Here is a 19,246-nt window from a genome sequence, read left to right as displayed (position 1 = left end):
TCAACCAGCAAAGGCAGGCAGTGCATCGCCGTTAAAATCGGCTGGTACCAGCCTGCCCTCCTGCATGGTCACAACCCTATCCATGCGCGGCAGCAATTCGCGGTTATGGGTTGCCACCAGAACAGCCAGCCCTTTCTGGCGCACAACATCAAGCAACTGAGAAAACACGCTATCTGCCGTATGCACATCCAAGTTGCCGGTAGGTTCATCAGCTAACAGCAGCGCAGGGTCATTTGCCAAAGCACGCGCAATGGCAACGCGCTGCTGCTCACCGCCCGAAAGCTTGCCCGGCAGATGGTTTACACGGTGCGCCAAACCAAACATGCGCAAAAGCTCTTCGGCTTTACGGCGTGCCTGTGCCTTGCCTACGCCCGCAATCATCTGCGGGAGCACCACGTTTTCCTTGGCTGTAAATTCACCCAGAAGATGGTGAAACTGATAGACAAATCCTATCTGGTCTCGCCGCATCGCCGTGCGGCCGGCATCTGCCATGCCAGTGGTAATCTGGCCCGCAATAACAATCTCACCCGCGTCTGGCGTATCCAGCAAACCAGCCAGATGCAGCAAGGTTGATTTACCTGTGCCTGACGGCGCAACCAGCCCTACAATTTCACCGGCATGCAGAGAGAAATTGATATCCTGCAAAACCGGCAGAACACCCTCATCCCCACTGCGATAAGCCTTACGAACGTGCTTCAGGCTTAAAACTGGCTGATTATTCATGCCGCAAAGCCTCCACAGGGTCTGTTTTGGCCGCACGCCAAGAAGGATAAAGCGTTGCCAGCAAGGAAAGCCCCAGCGCCATGACAATAACTTCGACCACCTGGCCCCACACCAGCTTTGCAGGCAGGTGCTCCAGATAATAAACTTCCGGGTTGAACAGATTTGTGCCGGTCAGTTTTTGCAGAAGCTGACGGATACGCTCGATATTCATACAGAACACAACACCGAGTGCTGTGCCTGCCACAGTGCCCGTTACGCCTACAAAAGCGCCGCACATTAGAAAAATGCGCATAATGGCGCCGCGGCTGGCCCCTATGGTGCGCAGCACGGCAATATCGGCTGTTTTATCCTTCACCATCATAATGAGAGAGGAAATAACATTAAAAGCCGCCACAAGAATAATCAGCGTGAGGATAAGGAACATCACATTCTGCTCCACCTGCACGGCGCCAAACAGAGCATTGTTAGCGTTCGTCCAATCCAACACGCGCAGGCCCGGATCCCCCACCGCATTTTCAATGGCAAGGGTAACAGGGCGCACGTGCTCTGCATCCTCGGTCATGACCTGGATCTGCGTGGCCTTGTTGGGCATCTGAAAGTAAATTTGCGCCGCGTGCATAGGCAAAAACACAACGCTGGAGTTGTAATCATTCACCCCAGCATCAAAAATAGCCACTACCCGATACCGGCGCACACGTGGCACGGTGCCAAACGCCGTGGCTGCTCCATCTGGTGAAACAAGGGTAAGGCCAGAGCCAATGCCTAAGCCAGCCCGTTCCGCCATTGTAACACCCACAACGATGGAATCATCCGGGCCAAAATCATCTAGTGAACCAGCAATAATGGAAGAACTGACGGCTTTAAGGTCTTTCAGCCCTTGCGGTGTCAGACCATGCACCATGCCGCCAGAATTATAGGCTCCAGCGCTGAGGAGCACCTGCCCTTCCACCAAAGGTGTGGCGCTGACCACACCCGGAACAGACCGAACCTTACGTGTGACATCTTCATACTGGGAGATTGTGCGGCCCTGACCATAAATGGTCAGGTCCCCATTCAACCCCAGAATGCGTCCCATAAGGTCGGCCTGAAAGCCGTTCATCACAGCCATAACGATAATGAGCGTTGCCACACCAAGGGCAATGCCAACTAGCGAGAAAATGGCAATAACTGATACAAACCGTTCCCCTCGCCGCGCACGGAGGTAACGGCCCGCCACCGCCCGCTCAAAGGGTCCGAACATGCTGATCAGCCTGCCAGAACCAGAGCCAGCGCGTCATCCACGCTCATTTCATGACGCTCACCGGTGGCACGGCGCTTCAGTTCCACCTTGCCTTCCTTGGCACCACGTGGGCCTACAACAATCTGCCACGGGTGGCCCATAAGGTCTGCATCTGCAAACTTTACGCCAGCACGTTCTGCACGATCATCATACAAGAAAGCTTCTTCATTCGTGTTGTAGATGCGCTCGCAAATGGCATCGCACAGTTCATCACCGTTTTTCAGGTTCAGAATAACTGCACGGAAAGGTGCAACTGCATCCGGCCAGATAATGCCGTTATCATCGTGGCAGGCTTCAATAATTGCACCGGCAAGGCGGGAAACCCCAATGCCGTAAGACCCCATTTCTGGGTAAAGCTGGTTTCCGTCCGGGCCGCTTACGCTGACGTCCATGGAGCGGGTGTATTTATCGCCAAAATAGAAGATGTGGCCAACTTCTACGCCACGGCCTTCACGCCGACGTTCTTCTGGCACGGCTTGCCATCCGGCCTCATCGTGCATTTCATCCGTTGCGGCGTAAGGCGTTGTTACACGGTTGAAGAAGGCTTCCAGCGCTACGGGGCTGTTGGTATCAACCGGTTCATCCAGCCAATCCTGCTCTTCCAGCGCGGCATCGTAAAACACGCCGCTTTCCCCCGTGGGGGCCAGAATCAGGAACTCATGGCTCAGTTCACCACCAATCGGCCCAGTATCGGCCCGCATGGGCACAGCCCGCACACCCAAACGCTGGAAGGTACGCAGGTAAGCCAGCAGCATGCGCCGATAGGTTGCAACAGCAGAGTCGTAGTCCAGATCAAAGCTGTAGGCATCTTTCATCAGAAACTCACGGCCTCGCATCACCCCAAAGCGGGGGCGCATTTCATCACGGAATTTCCACTGGATATGATACAGAACCTGCGGCAGATCCTTGTAGGATTTTACGGTCTGACCAAACAGATCCGTAATCATTTCCTCGTTGGTCGGCCCGTACAGCAGTTCGCGCTTGTGCCGATCCTGAATACGCAGCATTTCCGGGCCATAGGCATCATACCGGCCAGAACGCTTCCACAAATCGGCTGATTGCAAGGTGGGCATCAGCACTTCCTGCGCGCCTACCCGATCCTGCTCTTCCCGCACGATCTGGCTGATATTGCGCAACACTTTCAGCCCCGCTGGCAGCCACGCATAAATGCCAGATGCCGTCTGGCGGATAAGCCCCGCCCGCAACATAAGCCGGTGCGAGACAATCTGGGCTTCTGCCGGATTTTCCTTGAGAGTGGGAAGAAAGCTGCGCGAAAGACGCATGGTGCATTCAGCCTTGTAAAAAAAGCGACTTTTCCTGAACGAAAGCCGCTTTGGTGTAACCAATCACTATCTGCTGTAAAACAGCGGCGGGATAAAGAAAAGCCTGACACTCCGGCATTTTCTCTTACCCCGCCTTCTGTCAGGTATCAGACACGCAGTAAGTGAACATCCACCAATGGGCGCTTTTGCAGCTTACGCCCCAATGCGCGACGCAGGGCCGTTTTGGCGGCCTCACGGAAGGAAACATCATCCCCACGCAGTTCATCTGGAATAATGTCCAGCGCGTTGGCGAATTCTTCACGCACACGCACGCTTTCCAGATCATCCGGATCAAGCAGGCCCGGTGCGCTCACCTTGGGCTCACCAATCACAAAGCCTTCTTCATCCACTGCAAAACTGCCGATGACTATGCCGTTGAACAGCATTTTGCGGCGCGCAGCCAGCACCCCTCCGTTCATGGGCAGCAGACGGTTACCATCCAGTGCCAGACGGCCTGTTGGGGCTGTATCCACCACTTCCAGCTTGCCCGGAGAAAGACGCAGGATATCACCATCTTCCAGCAGAACGGGGGCAATACCCATTTCCTGCGCCAATGCGGCTTGTGCTGTCAGATGGCGCCATTCACCATGTACCGGCACAACATGCTGCGGCTTGAGCAATTCGTACATTTTCTGCACATCGCCACCCGTTGCGTGGCCAGACACATGCACAAAATGCTCGCGGTCCGTAATCACCCGCACGCCACGGCGTGAAAGATTATCCTGCACCGCCATAATTGCGCGCTCATTACCCGGAATCATACGGCTGGAATAAATAACCGTATCCCCCTCACCCAAAGCGATGTTGGGGTGGGTATCCATGGCAATGCGAGACAGAGCGGAACGAGGCTCACCCTGACTACCTGTAATGATCAGCAGAATCTGATCATCTGGCACATCGTTTACGTCCTGCTCTGTCAGGAACGGCAGAACGCCAGACAGATAACCGCAATCCCGCGCAGCGGTATCGAGATTGCGCAAGGAACGCCCAACCAGAACCACCGTACGCCCAGCAGCCTGTGCTGCCATAGCAATGGTTTCAACACGCGCCACGTTGGAGGCAAAGCATGTTACGGCAATGCGGCCCTTAAGGCTTGCCACCAGTTCCGTCATGCTGCGGCGCACTTCGGATTCTGAACGAGACGGCCCCGGCTTCATCACATTGGTGCTGTCACACACCAGCGCCAGAACGCCTTCACGGCCAATTTCGGCCAGCCTGTTCAGGTCTGTTGCAGGCCCCACCAACGGGTCTGGGTCAAACTTCCAGTCCCCTGTATGCACCACAATGCCGGAGGGCGTGCGCAGAACCATGGACTGCGCCTCTGGCACAGAATGCGTTACCGGCACAAACTCAATATCAAACGGCCCTACATCAAACCGCGCACCGGGCTGGATGACATGAATAGGCACATCCATAATGCGGGCCTCAGCCAACTTGCGGCGCAGAACAGCTGCGGCAAAAGGCGTAACATATACAGGGCACTGCAACATGGGCCAGACATGAGCCACAGCGCCAATATGGTCTTCATGTGCATGGGTAATTACCAAGCCGGCCAGCTTATCCCGGCGCTCTACAATAAAGCTTGGATCTGGCACCAGAATTTCGGCTTCTGGCGTATCGTTGCCACTAAACCCAATGCCACAATCTATCGCCAGCCACGTGTCTCCCAACCGGTAAAGGTTGAGATTCATGCCAATCTCACCCGTTCCGCCCAAAGGCAGAAAGGCCAGATCGCCGTTCTGTTCTGTCATTTCCGTGTTTTACCCTTCTGCAACATAATCTCGGTCCACTGTAAGTTTTGGCAGGGGGTTTCGCCCCGCCAGCAAACGCAACCCATTTAGGGTGAGCATTGAATCCACATGTTCAAAAACAGACGTACCTTCTGAGAAGAGTGGAGCCAGACCACCGGTTGCCAGCACCTTCATGGGGCCAACCTCCTTTCTGATCCTCTCGACAATCCCCTCAATCAAACCAACATAACCCCAAAACACGCCAGACCGCATTGCGGTTACCGTGTTGCGCCCAATGGCGGAATCTCCTACTGGCCGCCCTATTCCTATACGGGGCAACCGTGCTGCTGCCTGATGTAACGCTTCAACCGACAAATTGATGCCAGGAGCAATAACACCACCGCAGTAGCTTCCATCCTTATCCACAACATCAAACGTTGTGGCCGTTCCAAAATCTATAACCGTAAGTGGTCCACCATACATATGGTGTGCAGCCAGACCATTCAACAGCCGATCTACCCCAACCTCATCAGGGTTATCCACCTTGATGGCAAATCCCCAATCCAGCCGGGCAGATGCAAGAAGCGGTTCAACAGCAAACCACTGCCTGCATAAAGTGCGTAAATGATACAAGGCAGCGGGCACAACAGTGCCAATAACCGCACCATCAATATCATCTGCCACAATACCTTGGGTGCGCAACAGCGCATTCAGCCAGACAGCATATTCATCAGATGTACGCTGGGGCTGCATGGTAATGCGCCACACACCACGCCATCTTTCACCATCATGCACCGCAAACACGACATTGGTGTTACCTGCATCAATAACAAGCAGCACCCTTTATACCCCTTCTTCCAGCAGGATATCTCCTGTCGTGATCGTTTTCATACCGGTTTCCGTGTCCAGTAATAGGCGGCCATCTTCGGCCAAACCCGCAAATTTCCCCTGTTCATAAGTAGTTCGGCTGCTAACGACAAGAGGCGTCCCTACAGGATGCGCCCGATCAAGCCATGCCTGCCGTAATGCGCCAAAGCCGTTTTGCTGCCAAACGGCACACCAATCTGTCAGACTGGAAAGAATATATTGGGCAACATCCTTTACAGGCGGAACCTCACCATACTGGCCCAAGCAAGCGGCAAAGCGACCTGTTTGCTGTTGAGATGGCGCCTGCGTGAGATTGGCGCCAAAACCTATAACAAGGCGTGCGCCTTCCCGCTCTATCAGGATACCACCAGCCTTCTGACCATCCAACAAAAGATCATTCGGCCATTTTATCATGAGATGCCCTGCTACAGCAGGCACGGCGCGCAGCAAGCCATCATAAAACGCCAAAGAGGCGGCAAACGGCCACCCCCCCAGCATATCCTGCCCCGCCTGTTGCGCATCTAGCAGAACAGATAAAGCGAGACTTTGCCCGGCATCCACCCATTGGCGGCCACGGCTGCCTCGGCCTTGAGTTTGCCTAAAGGCTAAAACCGCAAGGCCGGAAGCTGCCCCCTGCCGTGCCTGTTCCAGACAGAAATCAGAGGTGGAGCCCAGTTCTGCAAAGCATTCAAGCCGCCACGGGCTAGGCTGATCTTTCATCCGCCCAGAGCAAGTGCTGCCTGATGCGCCCATGCCATGAGAGGGCCCATTCCAGCAACAAACAAGGCAGTTGCCAAACCCATGCTACCAGAAACAAACAGCAGGCTGGGTGCAGGACGATCCAGCTCTTCTGCTGGGCTATCAAAATACATCACCTTCACAATCCGCAGATAATAATACGCACCAACTATGCTGGAGAGTGCGCCAATTACCACCAGTACGTAAAGGCCAGACTGCCAAGCTGCGGCAAAAACCAGAAATTTACCAAAGAAACCAGCCAGAGGTGGGGCTCCCACCATGCTGAACATAAACAGTGCCAGAACAGCAGCCATTGCCGGATCTGTACGCCCAAGACCCGCCAGGTCGGAAATACTGACAACTTCCCGCCCCTTCCGCCGCATTGCCGTAATGCAGGCAAACACACCTGCGTTCATGACAAAATACGCGGCCAGATAAATAAGCGTGGCCTGCACGCCTGCAAGCGATGCCGCTGCCAGCCCCATCATGGCATATCCCATATGACCAATGGAGGAATATGCCATCAGGCGTTTGATGTTGCCTTGAGGAATAGCTGCAAAAGCCCCGTACACCATGGACAGAACGGAAACAGTTTCAATCAGGATTTGCCAACGCGGCGCAACCGTACCAAACGGCCCGGCCATAACGCGCAAGAACAGCGCAAAAGCTGCAAATTTTGGCGCCCCTGCCATATAAGCTGTTACCGGGGTGGGCGCACCCTGATAGACATCTGGCGTCCACATATGAAACGGCACAGCGGAGAGTTTGAAGCACAGGCCAGTAACAATAAAAACAATACCAACAATCAGCCCCATTGGCAGATTGCCGGAAGCCCGAATGGCCGCCACCAGCCCTGTATATTCCATGGTACCTGCGTAACCATACACAAGCGAAATACCATAGAGCAGCAGACCAGAAGCCAAAGACCCAAGCACGAAATACTTCAGCCCTGCCTCGGATGACAGCACGCTATCCCGCTCCATCGCACACAAAATGTAAATGGACAGAGATGAGAGTTCCAACCCTACGAACAATGTCATCAAATTGGCGGAGGATGCCATAATCATCGCACCCAATGTTGAAAACAGCATCAGCACCGGGGTTTCAAACGGCAGAGTGGTTTTATCCCGCGTGCGGTAACTGAACGTTAGCACCACAGCGGTTAATGCACCTGCCAGTATCAGCATCTTCATAAAGCGGGCAAAGCCATCATTTACAAAGGTGCCTGCATAGCCTTCCCCCGTGGGAGACAGCAGAACCAGAAACCCGCATACGGCAAATGCTGCAATGCTCAACATGGCGGAAGAAAAAAATCCTTCCCCTTTCCGCTGCAACACACCGGCCACCAGAATAACAATACCAGACAACGCCAGAACAATTTCTGGCACCGCTATTGTCCAGTTAAAGCTGGTCATACTCATTGCACCATACCCCGCAGGTGGGAGGAGAAAGAAAAGGAAAAAACCGTTTCGCGCATCATGTTTGCTTCTTCCTCAGCCACACAGCGCCACGGTTAACAGCACAACTAGACCGGCCAGCACCGTAAACGCGTAAATAGCGATAGACCCTGTTTGCAGCTTTACGGCTTGGGCAGCACTTGTACGTGCAGCCTGCACCATGTCATGCGGCACGGCTTCCACCACACCTTCTTCTCCATCTTTCCAGAGAACACGTGCGATTGCGGCATAGGGGCGCACAAAAATGGCATCATACAATTCATCAAAATACCATTTGTTCAACAGAAAGCGATAAAGCGGCCCAAAAGCCCGCGCAATATTGGTTGGCAAAGCGGGGTTCAGCACATAACACAGCACAGCTACTGCAATACCAGCCAAACCTGCCAAAGAGGGCAAAATGGCAATCAGGCCCGGCACGTGCTCCAGATTTTCCATAATCGTATTATCTGGAGCGTTGAAAATGGCCCCTTCCCAGAAACCGATCTGGTGCGTTCCAATGTAAAATGGCGCCAAAAGAATACCTGCCACAACGGCACCAAAAGCCAATAGCACTAAAGGTACGCTCATAACGGCTGGACTTTCATGCGCGGCATCCCGTGCATGGGCATCTGCTGCCTGGCCATGAAACACCAGAAAAATAAGCCGCCAGCTATAAAAAGCTGTAAGAAAAGCAGTGATTGTGCCCAAGCTCCATGCATACATGCTGGCAGAAGAACCGGTGGACCACAGCGCATTGAGAATGGCATCCTTGGACCAATAGCCAGCAAACGGAAACACACCGGCAAGCGCTAAGCTGCCTATCCACATCACCGTGTAGGTCAGTGGCAGCTTTTTCCATAAGCCGCCCATCTTAAACATGTTCTGTTCATCATGCATTGCATGGATAACGGAACCAGCACCCAGAAACAGAAGCGCTTTGAAAAAGGCATGTGTTGTCAGATGAAAAACTGAAGCCTGATACGCACCCACACCCACAGCGGCAAACATGTAACCAAGCTGGGAACAGGTAGAATACGCGATGGTGCGCTTGATATCTGGCTGCACCATACCCACCGTTGCTGCAAAAAAGCAGGTGGTTGCACCAATAAGAATAATAAACGTGCGTGTTGCAGGCGCAAACTCTAGCAATGGAGACATACGCGCCATAAGAAACACACCGGCCGTAACCATTGTGGCTGCATGGATAAGGGCAGATACAGGTGTTGGGCCTTCCATGGCATCTGGCAACCATGTGTGCAGGAACAACTGGGCCGATTTACCCATAGCCCCAACAAACAGCAGCAGGCAGATAACCTCCAGCATACGGAAGGAAACACCAAACAGCGTGTATGGGGCGTTTAGAACCTGCGGAACCTGTGCAAAAATGGCATCATACTGCACAGTGTGGAACAGCACATAAATCAGCCCGATGCCGACAAGGAAAAACAAATCCGCCACGCGGTTGACCACAAAGGCCTTGATAGCTGCCGCTGTTGCGGATGGACGATCATACCAGTAGCCAATCAACAAATAACTGGCGAGCCCGACCCCTTCCCATCCGAAAAAAAGCTGGATCAGATCATTGGAAGAAACCAGCATGAGCATGGCAAAGGTAAACAGGGAAAGATAAGAAAAAAACCTGTATGTGGGCATAGAGTCATGGCTCATGTAGCCAAGGCTGTAACAATGCACCAGCAGCGAGACCACAAGCACCATTGCAACCATAGTGACAGATAGCGCATCAAACCTTAGCGTCCACGTGGCATCAAACCCACCCGCATGAACCCATTGTGCAAGATGCACTGTGGCATGGCCAAAACCTGCAAGCCACCCACCCCACAAAGCCCCAATGGCACAAAGCGTCGCAATGCCCATACACAAAAGGGTAACGGCTTTGGCCAAGGTATCACCCATGAGGCGACCACCAAGCCCAGCTACGGTAGCCCCTACAAGAGGTGTAAGAACAGCGGCGGAAAAGAGGTTAAGATCGGGCTGCATAGCCAATCATCCCTTCATCATCGTCACGTCTTCGACCTGGATGGATCCACGATTACGGAAATACACCGTAACAATAGCCAGACCGATGGCCGCTTCTGCTGCGGCAATTGTAAGCACAAACAGAACCATGACCTGCCCGGACAGATCTCCATGTGCGGAAGAAAACGCAACAAGATTGAGATTGGCCGAAAGCAGAATGAGTTCCATGGACATCAGCAGGATGATGACGTTCTTGCGGTTTAGAAAAATACCAAACACACCCAAAACCAGCAGTGCCGCGCTAACAAAAAGATAAGGCCCAATACCTATGGGAGCGATTGCGGATGTCATGGCCTGTTCTCCTCTGTTTCCGCTACAGCCTGATTTCCGGAACCATAGGAACCGGGAACTGCTGTTTCGTAATAGGAGCCTTTGGGCCGCAGGAAACCACCGCTTTCAAACACGTTTTCGCCAAGTGGCAGTTGTACAAGCTCCAGCGTTTCTTCAACTGTGCGTGCGTGTTGCTTATCTATGTTCTGGCGGCGGCCTGTAGCGCGTTCACGCAACGTCAACACAATGGCGCCTATCATGGCAACCAGCAGCACCAGCCCACACGCCTGAAACAGAAAAACGTAGTGTGTGTAAATAACGGTTCCCAAAGCTTCCGTATTGGTAAGCTGAGGCACAGGATTAAGAGGTGCCACAATATTGGCAGGCGCCATTTTCCAGTTACTGAACGCCATAAGCAGTTCAGCAAACAACACGCCCCCAACACATACGCCTAAAGGTGCGTGTTTCTGAAAACCTTCGCGTAGGCTGCTGAAATCTATATCCAGCATCATCACAACAAACAGGAACAGAACAGCCACTGCCCCCACGTAAACAATAACAAGCAGCATGGCCAAAAACTCGGCCCCAGCTACCAAGAACAAACCCGCTGCATTAAAAAATGCAAGGATAAGAAAAAGCACGGAATGCACCGGATTACGTGCGCTAATGACCATTACAGCCGAAAACAGCAGCACCGTTGCAAAAACGTAGAAAACAAGCTGTGCCATCATTGGCCAACCTCCTGCCATGTCATGGCCTGCATCTGCTCAGCGATACGGGGCATCTAATTCCAGACGCCGCGCAAGCAGCGCTTCCCACCTGTCTCCATTCGCTAAAAGCTTGTCTTTGTCGTACATAAGCTCCTCGCGCGTTTCGGTGGCGAATTCGTAGTTCGGGCCTTCAACAATCGCATCTACCGGGCAGGCTTCTTCACACAGACCGCAGTAAATGCACTTTGTCATATCAATGTCGTAGCGTGTGGTGCGGCGAGACCCATCATCGCGCTCTTCCGCCTCAATGGTAATGGCCTCTGCCGGGCATGTCGCTTCACAAAGCTTGCAGGCAATACAGCGTTCTTCCCCATTTGGGTAACGGCGCAATGCATGCTCCCCCCTAAACCTGGGGGATAGCGGCCCTTTTTCGTAAGGGTAGTTTAATGTCACTTTTGGGCGAAACATCATGCGGAAAGTGGATGACATGCCCCCCACCAGCTCTTTCAGCAGGAAAGAGCGCAGCGTGTTACCTAAAGCACCCATCAGTTCACACCTCCCATATGGGGCAGCAGACCTGTTGCCATAAGAAAACCTGCCGTTCCGATCATCCATAGAAGGGAAAGTGGCAGGAATACTTTCCAGCCCAGCCGCATAAGCTGATCGTACCGATACCGCGGGAACGTGGCACGCACCCAGATAAAGACGAACAGACAAAAAAGGATTTTGAAAATCAGCCACAAAGGCCCCGGCACCCAAGTCAGCGGTGCAATACCCAATGGTGGCAGCCAGCCCCCCAGAAACAGAATACTGACCATGGAGGACATAAGGATCATGTTTGCGTATTCGCCCAAAAAGAACAGACCAAACGCCAAGGATGAATATTCAACAAAAAAACCCGCCACCAGCTCACTTTCCCCTTCGGGAAGATCGAACGGTGCGCGGTTTGTTTCTGCCAATGCCGATATAAAAAACACAATAAACATCGGGAACATTGGCAAGCAGAACCAGACATGGCGCTGCGCCAGAACAATATCGTTCAGGTTCAGGCTACCCACAGCCAGCAACACGGAAACAATCACCAAGCCAATGGAAACTTCGTAAGAAACCATCTGCGCGGCAGAGCGTAAGCCACCAAGAAAAGCGTATTTGGAATTAGACGCCCAGCCAGCAATAAGAATGCCGTAAACACCTAATGACGAAATAGCCAGAAGGTAGAGAATACCCACATTGATATTGGCAACTGCCAAACCGTTACCTGTAGGAATAACCGCCCATGCCACCATGGCTAACGAAAAGGTAAGAAACGGTGCAAACAGAAACAAAGCACGGTTTGCGCCTGCCGGAATGATTGTTTCCTTTACAATCATCTTGATGGCATCTGCAAAAGCCTGAAGCAGCCCAAACGGGCCATTCACATTCGGCCCACGGCGGCGCTGCATGGCGGCCATCACTTTGCGTTCCATCAGCGTAAGATACGCAACCGCAATCAGCAGCGGCACCAAAACGGCCAGTGTTTCCAGCAGCATCAGAATAATCTGGCCAGCAAGGGTGTGGTAGAAGAACTGTCCCATTGGCCTTACTCCGCTGCTATTGCGCGAGGCACGCTATAAACTTTTGAACATTCTGCCATAGTAGGGCTGGCACGGCTGATAGCATTGGTCTGGTAATAATCTGGGATGACAGACCTGAAAGGTGCGGACATAAAGCTTTTGTCCTCATCCTTTTTCTGTTGTGAGGCAATTGCCTGAGGGGCTGCAAATTTTGTGATATGCCCCACATGCGCAAACACAGGGTTTACATCCGCCATACGCGCACGCAATTCCTCCACCGTATTATACGGCAACGTGTGCCCACACACTTCTGAAAAAGCCCTGATAATACGCCAATCTTCTCGCGCATCTCCCGGGGCAAATACAGCCCGGAAGGCACGTTGTACACGCCCGGCAGTATTTACGTATGTACCTGATTTTTCCGTATAAGCGGCCCCGGGCAGAATAATATCTGCCCTCTTGGCCGCTGCATCACCATGATGCCCTTGATACACAACAAAGGTTTCTGGCGAGATACGATCAATGGGAAGTTCATCTGCGCCCATCAACCACAAAACTTCTACACCACCCCGCAGCATGCTGGCAGTGGCGCATCCGTGCGGGCCGGGCACAAACCCAATATCCAGTGCCCCCACGCGGGATGCCGCTGTGTGCAGAACATTCAGCCCGTTCCATCCATCCGCAACAACACCTGTTTTTGCCGCCAAATTCTTACATGCTGCATAAATAGCTGGGGCATCCTGACGGGTTAAGGCCCCATGCCCAAGAATGATCATGGGGCGTGATGCTTTTTGCAAAACCTCTGCAAAAGCATTTTCCCCTTTTAACAGGGCATCCAACGCATCTGGTCCATCAGCCAGAATATCAACCTGATATGTTGGGTCAGAAACAAACTGGCCAATGCTGGCTATGGGAAAGCCGCCTCGCCCTGCATCAAGATACCGCTTACGAATACGGGCATTTAAAACAGGGGCCTCATGCCGTGGTTCTACCCCTACCAGCAACAAGGCATCTGCCTCATCTATGCCGGCAATATCGCTATTAAACAGGTAATTTGCGCGTGCACTCAAATCATACCATGCGCCATCTTGTCGGCAGTCCAAGTTTGATGAACCGAGGTTATTCAAAAAATCCTTAAGGGCACATAGGCTTTCTACATCACACAGATCACCCGCAATGGCACCGATCTTTTCACCTGGCACGCCTTCTAGCCTACACGCCAAGGAAACAAATGCCTCCTGCCATGTGGCCGGATGCAGCTTACCGTGCACACGCACCCAAGGCTGATCAAGCCGCCGACGCTTAAGCCCATCAACCGAAAAACGTCCTTTGTCAGAAAGCCATTCTTCGTTCACTTCATCATTCACACGCGGCACAATGCGCATGACTTCACCACCGCGTGCCTGAACCTGGATATTCGTGCCCAGCGCATCCATCACATCAATGCTGTCTGTTTTTTTGTATTCCCATGAACGCGCATGAAAAGCCGATGGCTTGGCTGTAAGGGCACCTACAGGGCAAACATCTATCAGATTTCCTGAAAGTTCTGATGTCAGCGCTTTTTGCACGTATGTGGTGATTTCAGCATTTTCACCGCGTGAGACCATACCCAACTCAGGCGTGCCAGCAACTTCCGTGCTAAACCGAACACAACGTGTACACTGGATGCAGCGCGTCATAACCGTTTTAACCAACGGTCCAAGATCTTTGTCTGTTACAGCGCGTTTTTCTTCATGATAGCGCGAAATACCAGATCCATACCCATAAGCCTGGTCTTGCAGATCACATTCCCCACCCTGATCGCAAATAGGACAATCCAACGGGTGGTTAATCAGCAGAAATTCCATAACAGCACGGCGTGCACGGCGCACAACCTCTGTATCCGTAAAAATCTGCATTCCTTCAGAAATAGGAAAACCACAGGATGCAACAGGCTTGGGTGCACGCGCCACTTCTACCAGGCACATACGGCAGTTACCGGCAACGGAAAGCCGTTCATGATAGCAAAAACGCGGTATTTCCTTTCCGGCAGCCTCACACGCCTGCAAAGCACTAAAACCTGCGGGCACATCTACCGGTGTACCGTCAACAATGACCTTCACCATTATTCTTACTCCGCCGCCACTGGCACACCGCCCGCAGGCACCTGCACCAAGCCCGTGCCGCTATGCGCAGCCTTGTACTGCCGGATACGCGCTTCCATTTCTGGTCGGAAATGCCGGATCAACCCCTGAATAGGCCATGCAGCGGCATCACCCAGCGCGCAAATGGTGTGACCTTCCACCTGCTTGGTCACCTGCTCCAGCAGATCAATTTCTTCTATTTCAGCTTTACCCTGCACCATGCGGTTCATCATACGCATCATCCACCCGGTGCCTTCTCGGCATGGCGTGCACTGGCCGCAGCTTTCATGTTTAAAGAACTTTGAAAAACGCGCGATAGCTTCAATAATATCTGTGGATTTATCCATTACGATCATGCAAGCCGTACCCAAGCCGGAACGTTCTGCACGCAAACTATCGTAATCCATCAGCACAGTTTCACAGATAGATTTAGGCAACACAGGAACAGAGCAACCACCGGGAATAACGGCCAGCAAGTTATCCCAGCCACCGCGCACACCGCCGCCGTGTTTTTCAATAATTTCTTTAAGCGGAACACCCAGTTCTTCTTCAAACACACAAGGTGTATTTACATGGCCGGAAATGGCCATAAGTTTTGTGCCTGCATTATTGGGTCGGCCCAAGCCAGAAAACCAGGCTGCACCACGGCGCATAATGGTGGATGTAACGGCTATACTTTCCACATTATTCACTGTAGTTGGGCAACCATATAACCCCGCTCCTGCCGGAAATGGGGGCTTCATACGGGGCTGGCCTTTTTTGCCTTCCAGGCTTTCCAGCAGAGCTGTTTCTTCCCCACAAATATATGCGCCAGCACCACGGTGAATGCGGAAATCAAAATCCCATCCGCTACCAGCTGCATTTTTTCCGAGGAGTCCTGCCTCGTAAGCCTCATCTATGGCAGCCTGAAGGCGCTCGGCTTCTCTGCAAAACTCGCCACGGATGTAAATATAAGACGCATGTGCTCCCATAGCGAAAGAGGCTATCATTGCGCTCTCTATCAGCTTATGTGGCTCATGCCGCATAACTTCCCGGTCCTTACATGTGCCGGGTTCGGATTCATCGCCATTGATAACGAGATAATGTGGGCGACCATCAGACTTTTTGGGCATGAATGACCACTTTAGCCCGGTGGGAAAACCCGCTCCGCCGCGCCCACGCAGGCCAGAGGCTTTCATTTCTGCTACTACTGCATCACGCCCTTTTGCAATAATGGCTGCTGTATTATCCCAGTCTCCCCGTTTGCGGGCTGCGGGCAAACGCCAATCATCCTGGCCGTAAAGATTGGTGAAGATACGGTCTTTGTCTTGAAGCATAGCCGTTTCTCCTATTTCTGATCCGGGGATGATGCAGACGTTTCCAGAAGGGTTTTTCTGCCCCCTTCCGGTGCTGAGCACATACGGTTGATAGTCGGCCCAGCTTCTGGCTTCCGGCCTGCACGCAAATCCGCAATTAATGCTTCTGTGCGAGGCCCATCCATATCTTCGTAGTAATCATCATCAACTTGCAGAATAGGTGCGTTGGCGCATGCGCCCAGACACTCCACTTCTGTTAGAGTGAACAGACCATCTGCGCTGGTTTCACCAAAATGATGAATACCCGTTGCCTTACGGCAAGCCTCTGTTACCGCATCCGAACCACGTAGCCAGCATGGTGTGGTTGTGCAGACCTGAAGATGATAGCGACCAATCGGCTTTGTGTTGAACATGGTGTAAAAAGAGGCAACCTCATACACACGTATTGGTGCCATCTCTAATCTGCGGGCAATGTCATCCATTGCTGCAAGAGGTATCCAGGCGCTACCGGTTACACGGCCCATCTGGCGCTGTGCAACATACAAAAGCGGCATAACCGCACTGGCTTTGCGCTCTTCTGGATATTTTTTAAGAACATTTACAATTTCTGCTTCAGATTCATCATCAAAAGCAAAGCTATCCGGCTGTTCTGCCGGGGCCCAGGTGGTATTCATCGGTCAACCTCCCCGAACACAAGATCAAGCGATCCGATAATGGCCACCATGTCTGCCAGCATACCGCGGCGAGACAGTTCATCGATGGCCTGAAGATGAGCAAATCCTGTTGGGCGAATTTTGCAGCGATAAGGCCGGTTGCTTCCATCAGCAACCAGATACACCCCAAACTCTCCTTTAGGACTTTCAACCGCTGTATAGGTTGCGCCGGAGGGTACATGATACCCTTCGCTAAACAACTTGAAGTGATGAATGAGCGCTTCCATAGAACGCTTCATTTCTGCGCGTGGAGGCGGACTGAACTTAGGGTCCTGCACCTTTACGTCCCCTGGGCGTATCTGGGCCAGACATTGCTCAATAATCTTGACGCTTTCACGCATTTCCGCAACGCGCACCAAATAACGATCATAACAATCACCCTGCCGCGCTACCGGCACATTGAATTCAACCTTGTGGTAATTGTCATAGGGTTGATTACGCCGCAGATCCCACGGCACACCCGAGGCACGCAAACACGGCCCACTAAAGCCCCAAGCCAATGCCTGCTCTGTTGTAAAAACGCCAATACCAACCGTACGCTGTTTCCAGATACGGTTTTCAGTCAGAAGGCCTTCGAGTTCATCAATCCATTTTGGGAACTCTTTGGCCCATGCGCCTATTTTATCTTCCAAACCTGCCGGAACATCCCGCGCCACACCGCCCGGGCGGAAATAATTGGCATGAAACCGCGCGCCAGATGCGGCCTCGTAAAACTCCAGAAGTTTTTCGCGCTCTTCATATCCCCACAAAGCGGGGGTAACGGCCCCACAATCTAACCCCATCGCTGTAAGGTTGAGAATATGGTTTAGAACACGCGTTATTTCTGCAAACATAACACGCAGCCACTTGGCGCGTTCTGGAATATCAATGCCCAGAAGTTTTTCCGTTGCCAGAGCAAATGCCTGCTCCTCACACATCGGAGAAACATAATCCAGCCGATCAAAATACGGCAGAGCTTTCTGATAGGTTTTGTATTCTATCAGTTTTTCTGTGCCACGATGCAAAAGGCCAATATGGGGCACGGCACGCGCCACCACCTCACCTTCCATTTCCAGCACCAAGCGCAACACACCATGTGCAGATGGATGCTGGGGGCCAAAATTCAGCGCGTGAGAATCAATTTCCACAACCTTGCGTGGTTCTTCTTCCGCCACCTTTTCTGGCACAAGGCTTTCAGGAACATCTTGCCGCAGCACAGTATCTGCAGTTTCGATAAAGGTGTTTTTCAATTCAGTCATCAGCCGGACCTCTTCATGCCCTGTCTGACTTCATGCGCTTTTTCGTCTCCCGGCAAAGTCAGCATGCCCTCCCATGGGGAAACGAAATCGAAATCTCGAAAATCCTGTGTCAAGGAAACAGGTTCTTTTACAACCTGCCTGCGCTCCACATCGTAACGAACCTGTTCATAGCCCGTTAACGGGAAGTCTTTGCGCAGCGGGTGCCCTTCAAACCCATTATCTGTAAGGATACGCCGCATATCTGGCTGCCCAGAAAAGACCACTCCAAACAGATCGTAACATTCACGCTCCCACCATGTGGCACAGGGCCATAAATGGTGTACTGAAGGCACGGGGGTTACTTCATCTGTCTGCACAACGACGCGAATACGGTGGTTATGTGTGACAGACAGTAGATTATAAACAACCTCAAAGCGTTGTGATCGTTCTGGATAATCTACCCCACACAAATCCATCAGCTGCTCAAAGCGATATGATGGATGATCCCTCAGCAACTCGAAAAAACGCAATAAGTGATCGCGCTCTATGCGGACAACCAACTCACCTTTTTCTATTGCCGCATAGGAAACTGAAGGCACAGTTGCCATAAAGGTAAAGGCCATGGCAGACAGCCGCCCCTCAAGGCGCCCCTGCCGAGGATTTACAGGAAGTTCAGCCACGGAGAATGGTCCCTGTCCGACGTATTTTTTTCTGAAGCAGCATGATGCCGTAGATCAAAGCCTCTGCCGTAGGCGGGCAGCCGGGCACATACACATCTACAGGCACAATGCGATCACACCCACGCACCACAGAATAAGAATAGTGGTAATACCCACCGCCATTGGCACAGGAGCCCATGGAAATAACCCAACGTGGCTCGGCCATTTGCTCGTACAACCGGCGCAGCACGGGGGCCATTTTGTTGGTAAGCGTGCCAGCCACAATCATGACATCTGACTGGCGCGGAGAACCACGCGGGATAATACCCATGCGGTCCAGATCATACCGCGGCATATAGGCGTGGATCATTTCCACTGCACAGCAAGCCAGCCCAAAGGACATAGGCCACAAGCTACCTGTACGCCCCCAGTTCACCAACTTATCCAGATTGGCAACAACAAAGCCTTTTTCGGCCAGAACCCCTGTAATGCCCCGCACAACAGCATCTTGCTCTGGGCCAGGCGGAAGCGCTTCGCGGTTCCATAAGACCGCATCCTGCTGGTTGGTTGTCAT

General features: G+C 52.5%; 18 protein-coding genes. All 18 read right to left on the bottom strand.

Annotated features, from left to right (window positions below):
- Window positions 1–723 carry an ABC transporter ATP-binding protein gene (locus QQM41_RS11040; RefSeq protein WP_339077135.1) on the bottom strand — a complete coding sequence of 241 codons (723 nt, stop codon included), beginning with the start codon at window positions 721–723 and terminating at the stop codon, window positions 1–3.
- Window positions 716–1,963, bottom strand: coding sequence for a lipoprotein-releasing ABC transporter permease subunit (locus QQM41_RS11035; RefSeq protein WP_339077134.1), 1,248 nt, complete (start codon window positions 1,961–1,963; stop codon window positions 716–718). Before QQM41_RS11035 ends, QQM41_RS11040 begins: the two co-directional genes overlap by 8 nt.
- 5 nt (window positions 1,964–1,968) lie before the next feature.
- Entirely contained in the window at window positions 1,969–3,285 is a 1,317-nt protein-coding gene (gene proS, locus QQM41_RS11030) for a proline--tRNA ligase (protein WP_128105564.1), read from the bottom strand.
- Window positions 3,286–3,431: 146 nt separating this feature from the next.
- Window positions 3,432–5,075 carry a ribonuclease J gene (locus QQM41_RS11025; RefSeq protein ID WP_339077133.1) on the bottom strand — a complete coding sequence of 548 codons (1,644 nt, stop codon included), beginning with the start codon at window positions 5,073–5,075 and terminating at the stop codon, window positions 3,432–3,434.
- Window positions 5,076–5,084: 9 nt separating this feature from the next.
- Complete coding sequence (locus QQM41_RS11020) at window positions 5,085–5,894, bottom strand: type III pantothenate kinase (RefSeq protein WP_050820057.1); 810 nt, start codon at window positions 5,892–5,894, stop codon at window positions 5,085–5,087.
- Between the two features lie 3 nt (window positions 5,895–5,897).
- Window positions 5,898–6,641: a biotin--[acetyl-CoA-carboxylase] ligase gene (locus QQM41_RS11015; protein WP_339077132.1), complete on the bottom strand. Its 744-nt coding sequence runs from the start codon at window positions 6,639–6,641 to the stop codon at window positions 5,898–5,900.
- The gene (gene nuoN / locus QQM41_RS11010) at window positions 6,638–8,080 is read right to left on the bottom strand and encodes an NADH-quinone oxidoreductase subunit NuoN (RefSeq protein WP_339077131.1); all 1,443 of its coding nucleotides are present in this window, start codon (window positions 8,078–8,080) and stop codon (window positions 6,638–6,640) included. The genes QQM41_RS11015 and nuoN overlap by 4 nt, the downstream gene beginning before the upstream one ends.
- A 72-nt stretch (window positions 8,081–8,152) precedes the next feature.
- Entirely contained in the window at window positions 8,153–10,093 is a 1,941-nt protein-coding gene (gene nuoL / locus QQM41_RS11005; RefSeq protein ID WP_050820060.1) for an NADH-quinone oxidoreductase subunit L, read from the bottom strand.
- 6 nt (window positions 10,094–10,099) lie between these two features.
- Window positions 10,100–10,423: an NADH-quinone oxidoreductase subunit NuoK gene (nuoK, locus tag QQM41_RS11000; protein WP_006116568.1), complete on the bottom strand. Its 324-nt coding sequence runs from the start codon at window positions 10,421–10,423 to the stop codon at window positions 10,100–10,102.
- On the bottom strand, window positions 10,420–11,151 hold the full coding sequence (locus QQM41_RS10995; protein WP_080986821.1) for an NADH-quinone oxidoreductase subunit J: 732 nt from the start codon (window positions 11,149–11,151) through the stop codon (window positions 10,420–10,422). The genes nuoK and QQM41_RS10995 overlap by 4 nt, the downstream gene beginning before the upstream one ends.
- A gap of 18 nt (window positions 11,152–11,169) precedes the next feature.
- A complete protein-coding gene (gene nuoI, locus QQM41_RS10990; protein WP_019088402.1) occupies window positions 11,170–11,658 on the bottom strand; it encodes an NADH-quinone oxidoreductase subunit NuoI in 489 nt (162 codons plus the stop codon).
- Window positions 11,658–12,686 (bottom strand): NADH-quinone oxidoreductase subunit NuoH, encoded by a 1,029-nt coding sequence (nuoH, locus tag QQM41_RS10985; protein ID WP_006116565.1) that lies wholly within the window; start codon window positions 12,684–12,686, stop codon window positions 11,658–11,660. Before nuoH ends, nuoI begins: the two co-directional genes overlap by 1 nt.
- A gap of 5 nt (window positions 12,687–12,691) precedes the next feature.
- Complete coding sequence (nuoG, locus tag QQM41_RS10980; RefSeq protein WP_339077130.1) at window positions 12,692–14,770, bottom strand: NADH-quinone oxidoreductase subunit NuoG; 2,079 nt, start codon at window positions 14,768–14,770, stop codon at window positions 12,692–12,694.
- 5 nt (window positions 14,771–14,775) lie between these two features.
- Window positions 14,776–16,104: an NADH-quinone oxidoreductase subunit NuoF gene (nuoF, locus tag QQM41_RS10975; RefSeq protein WP_050820063.1), complete on the bottom strand. Its 1,329-nt coding sequence runs from the start codon at window positions 16,102–16,104 to the stop codon at window positions 14,776–14,778.
- An 11-nt stretch (window positions 16,105–16,115) separates the two neighbouring features.
- Window positions 16,116–16,757: an NAD(P)H-dependent oxidoreductase subunit E gene (locus QQM41_RS10970; RefSeq protein WP_087651964.1), complete on the bottom strand. Its 642-nt coding sequence runs from the start codon at window positions 16,755–16,757 to the stop codon at window positions 16,116–16,118.
- Window positions 16,754–18,034, bottom strand: a complete 1,281-nt coding sequence (locus QQM41_RS10965) for an NADH-quinone oxidoreductase subunit D (protein WP_050820065.1) — start codon at window positions 18,032–18,034, stop codon at window positions 16,754–16,756. Before QQM41_RS10965 ends, QQM41_RS10970 begins: the two co-directional genes overlap by 4 nt.
- Window positions 18,034–18,693 carry an NADH-quinone oxidoreductase subunit C gene (locus tag QQM41_RS10960; RefSeq protein WP_050820066.1) on the bottom strand — a complete coding sequence of 220 codons (660 nt, stop codon included), beginning with the start codon at window positions 18,691–18,693 and terminating at the stop codon, window positions 18,034–18,036. The genes QQM41_RS10965 and QQM41_RS10960 overlap by 1 nt, the downstream gene beginning before the upstream one ends.
- Window positions 18,686–19,246, bottom strand: a complete 561-nt coding sequence (locus QQM41_RS10955; RefSeq protein ID WP_003625270.1) for an NADH-quinone oxidoreductase subunit B family protein — start codon at window positions 19,244–19,246, stop codon at window positions 18,686–18,688. The genes QQM41_RS10960 and QQM41_RS10955 overlap by 8 nt, the downstream gene beginning before the upstream one ends.

Origin of the sequence: Acetobacter sp. AC2005, assembly GCF_037901235.1 — a bacterium.
Classification (GTDB): domain Bacteria; phylum Pseudomonadota; class Alphaproteobacteria; order Acetobacterales; family Acetobacteraceae; genus Acetobacter; species Acetobacter oryzoeni.
The sequence above is the reverse complement of the archived record's forward strand: the minus strand, read 5'-3'. Positions and strand labels throughout refer to the sequence as shown.